The sequence below is a fragment of the Longimicrobiales bacterium genome, assembly GCA_028823235.1.
In the GTDB taxonomy this organism is placed as follows: Bacteria; Gemmatimonadota; Gemmatimonadetes; order Longimicrobiales; family Gaopeijiaceae; genus UBA2589.
In genome coordinates this window covers 1-3,897 of sequence record JAPKBW010000058.1, presented here as the reverse complement: position 1 = coordinate 3,897, position 3,897 = coordinate 1, and the positions used below count along the sequence as shown (strand labels likewise).

At 62.0% G+C, this 3,897-nt stretch carries 5 protein-coding genes; all 5 read left to right on the top strand.

All coding sequences use genetic code 11. The features are described from left to right. On the top strand, positions 1-384 hold a 384-nt coding region (locus OSA81_13445; GenBank protein MDE0900005.1), incomplete at its 5' end, for a hypothetical protein. 172 nt (positions 385-556) lie between these two features. Then, on the top strand, positions 557-1,519 hold the full coding sequence (locus OSA81_13440; protein ID MDE0900004.1) for an ABC transporter ATP-binding protein: 963 nt from the start codon (positions 557-559) through the stop codon (positions 1,517-1,519). Continuing rightward, on the top strand, positions 1,519-2,439 hold the full coding sequence (locus OSA81_13435) for an ABC transporter permease subunit (GenBank protein ID MDE0900003.1): 921 nt from the start codon (positions 1,519-1,521) through the stop codon (positions 2,437-2,439). Before OSA81_13440 ends, OSA81_13435 begins: the two co-directional genes overlap by 1 nt. Positions 2,440-2,519: 80 nt before the next feature. Then, the gene (locus OSA81_13430) at positions 2,520-3,383 is read left to right on the top strand and encodes an ABC transporter ATP-binding protein (GenBank protein MDE0900002.1); all 864 of its coding nucleotides are present in this window, start codon (positions 2,520-2,522) and stop codon (positions 3,381-3,383) included. Continuing rightward, positions 3,380-3,897: ABC transporter permease subunit (locus OSA81_13425; GenBank protein ID MDE0900001.1), on the top strand; the 518-nt coding region annotated here is incomplete at its 3' end. The genes OSA81_13430 and OSA81_13425, both read left to right, overlap by 4 nt.

Sequence of the window (3,897 nt, the reverse complement as noted above, 5' to 3'; positions counted from 1 at the left end):
ACGCTCCCCAAGATGGAGTTCGTCGCACACCGACCGGCGGTGAAGCCCGACGAGGTCGACCGACCCACGGGACCACCCACGTTGCGCGAGTTGATCGAGGCCTACCTCAAGCCCGAGGACCACGCCTGGGCCGAAGAGGTGGCGTTCTGCGAGTCCAGCGCCCAGCCCGACGACGTGTTCAGCTTCGCCGTCAACCGGTCGAGTCGTGCCGCCGGCTGGTTCCAGCACCTGCCCAAGTTCTGGGAGGAAAGGACCGAGGCGGCAGGCATCGCCGGTGCCTCGATCGCCGACCCGGTCGCCCAGGTGCAGGTGGCCGCCTACCTTCTCTACGAGACCTCTGGCGGCAGGCACCACTGGGTGCAGTCGAAGGCCTGTTGGGGCTGAGTCCCCGCCGACTCGGGAACCGACACCGCTTCCACGATTATGAAACGTGATGGCAGCAACGCCTCGCCTTACCAAGCCCTAACCCGAACCTGATCCGACCTGAGACGTCGGACGTTAGGTTGCCCGCTGTGACTGTGTTCAAACTCGCGGGGCTCCGCAAGGAGGTAGGCGAGTGAATGCAGGAGCACAGCCGTTGGTTCGGTTGTCGTCACTCACCAAGCAGTACCCGGAAGTGGCAGCGTTGCGTGGAATAACACTCGAAGTTCCGCATGGCGTGGTGGGTTTGGTGGGACCAAACGGTGCCGGCAAGAGCACGTTGATGAAAATCCTCTTGGGTTTGGTCGAGCCGACGAGCGGAACCGCGGAGGTGCTCGGGCTTGACGCAAAGACCGAGGGGCTGCGCATTCGTGAGCAGGTCGGCTACATGCCCGAACACGACTGCCTGCCCACCGATCTGTCCGCCACCCAGTTCGTCATCCACCTGGCTCGCATGAGCGGCCTCCCGGCGACAGTGGCACGGGAACGGGCGGCGGAGACGCTGCGCCACGTCGGCCTGTTCGAGGAGCGCTATCGGCACATCGGTGGCTACTCCACTGGCATGAAGCAGCGGGTGAAGTTGGCCCAGGCTTTGGTGCACGATCCAAAACTGTTGTTTCTCGACGAGCCGACCAATGGCCTCGATCCGGATGGGCGGGACGACATGTTGGGCCTGATCGAGCGCACCGGCACGGACTTTGGCATTTCGGTGATCATGTCGTCGCATCTACTCGGAGAAATCGAGAGTGTGTGTGACTCGCTGGTTCTCATTGAGGAAGGCAAGTTGGCTCGCGTCGGAGCGGTAGCCCAGTTCACCGGGTTGGGCAATGTTCTGGCAGTGGAGGTCGGTCGAGATCCGGAACTTCTTGTCAGCCGAATGATCGCTCACGACGTGAATGCCCGGGTTGACGGGCGAATCATCGAAGTTGAGATGCCGGATGGGAGCGCCACGGCTGAGGCTGCGCTCATGCGGCTGGTGGTCGACTCGGTGGTCGATCTGGGCCTGCCCCTGGTGCGCGTGGCTCGGCAACGTCACACGCTCCGCGACATGTTCCGCAACGATGATCCCTGGGCAAGCGGCAACGAGGAGGCGGTCTGATGGCGAGCCTCGACCAGACACCTCAGTCGCGAGGCGTGGTCTACGACCTGGGCTACCGCAACTACGACGGACCCCGTCTGGGGCGGCGCTACGCGATTCGTTCCCTCTACGTGTTGAGCCTGCGCAACACATTCGGACTCGGACGCGGCACCTTGCCCAAGGTTCTCGCGTTCGGTCTCACCCTCGTCGCCCTCCTGCCTGCCATCTTCACAGTGGCCTTCGGTGCGCTTGCTGGAGAGGGCTTCGAGATTGTCAAACACCACGAATATTTCGGGCTCATCCAGATCGTCATCGTGTTGTTCGTAGCTGCCATGGCGTCGGATCTGGTTGGCAACGATCGCAAGAACAACACCCTTCCTCTCTACTTCTCACGCCCCATCGAACGCGACGACTATCTGCTGGCCAAGATCGCCGCCTTGGCAACGGCCCTGATGTCGCTCACGCTGCTTCCGCAACTCCTTGTGTTCGTAGGCAATTGGCTCGGTGCCAAGGACGGCACCGGATGGTTGGGTGACAACATCTCGGACGTATGGCGTATCGGGGCAAGTTCGACGCTCGCGAGCGTGCAGCTCGCGGTAATCGGTCTGGCCATCGCGATGTTCACGACTCGACGGGCGTTCGCGCTCATCAGCGTGCTTGCGGCACTGTGGTTCTCGGTCGTCTTCACAAGCGTTCTAGTGTCAGTTCTGGGTCCCGGATGGGCCGCAGTCGCCATGCTCGCCACTCCGGGCTATGCAATGAACGCCGCCACATATGTCATCTTCGACGCTGTCCCAGCGCGTGCGAATCGGATGGGCGAAATGGCCGATCAAGTCGCCTACGCCGACCTTCCTGGCTGGACGTGGATTGTGGCGTTGGTCGCTCAGACCGCTATCGCCCTGTTCTTTGCCATCCGCCGCTATCGCAAGGTCACGCTGTGAACTCCGCTGCTGCTCCTCCATCGCCGGAACCGCATGCAGCGATCTCGGTACGATCGGCATCTCGTTGGTACGGAGACCTGGTGGCCGTCAACGACATTTCGTTCGAACTCGAGCCCGGGATCACGGGCCTGCTCGGCCCCAACGGCGCCGGCAAGTCGACACTGCTGCACATGATGGCGGGCCTTCTCGAGCCTTCCTCGGGCGAGGTCATGGTCAATGGCGAGTCGGCTTGGAAGAACACAGGCATGTACAGCCACATCGGTCTCGTTCCCGAACGCGAGGTCACCTACCCGTTCCTTTCGGCCTGGGAGTACGCCCTGGCTAGCGCCCGACTCCACCAACTTCCCCAACCTGAAGTTGCAGCCCAGGCAGCGATCGACATGGTTGAACTCGGCGACGCCATGCATCGCAAGATGAGCGGTTACTCGAAGGGCATGCGTCAACGAGCCAAGATCGCCGCCGCCCTCGTCCACGACCCCGACATCCTGATCCTCGACGAACCGTTCAACGGTACTGATCCCCGTCAGCGGCTCCAGATGAACACGATGCTCAAGGAACTAGGGGACTCTGGCCGAACCATCGTCTTCTCTTCCCACATCCTCGAAGATGTTGAAGATCTCGCCGAAGACGTCCTCGTCGTCATCGGTGGCCGCCTGGGCGCCGCCGGCAACTTCCGTCAGATTCGTCGCCTCATGACCAGCCGGCCCCATGCCTTCACAATCAGGTCCAGTAACAATCGCGCCCTTGCCGCCGCGCTGGTCGATCGGCCCTATGTCACCCTTGTTTCGTTTGACAGCGACGTCATGGAAGTCCAGACGACAGACTTCGGTGCCTTCACCGAATCCATCGCACCCCTCATCCGATCAAGTGGCGTTGCGCTCCAAGAACTCCAACCCGCAGATGATTCCCTCGAGAGCGTCTTCGCCTACCTGGTAGCCCGATGAACAACGTCCTGATCTCCCTCACCACACGCCAACTTCTAGGAAGGCGCCGCACCCTGGTGATCGGACTGCTGCTGGCGCTTCCGATCCTGAGTGCAGTGATCTACCGGTTCTCCGACAAAGCCGGCTCAGGGGATGCCACCGAGGAGGTCGCACTCGGCATGGTCAGCGTAATGATCTTTACCCTGTTGCTTCCCCTGGTGGCCCTTGTATTCGGGACCGCCTCACTGGGTGCCGAGATAGAGGATGGCACCGCCGTCTTCCTGCTCACCAAACCGATCGAACGATGGCGAATCATCGCCATCAAGATCGGAGTCGCCTCGGTGGCTGCAGCCCTCTTTGTCGTGCCGGCCACCATGGCCACCACCTGGATCATCCACGAGAGCCCTACCGCTGACGGCCTCATGCTCGGGCTCGGACTCGGTGCCCTAGTCGCGTCTGTCCTGTACTGTGCCGCCTTCGTTGCCCTCAGCGCCGTCACCAGCCGAGCCCTAATCTTCGGCCTCGTCTACGTCTT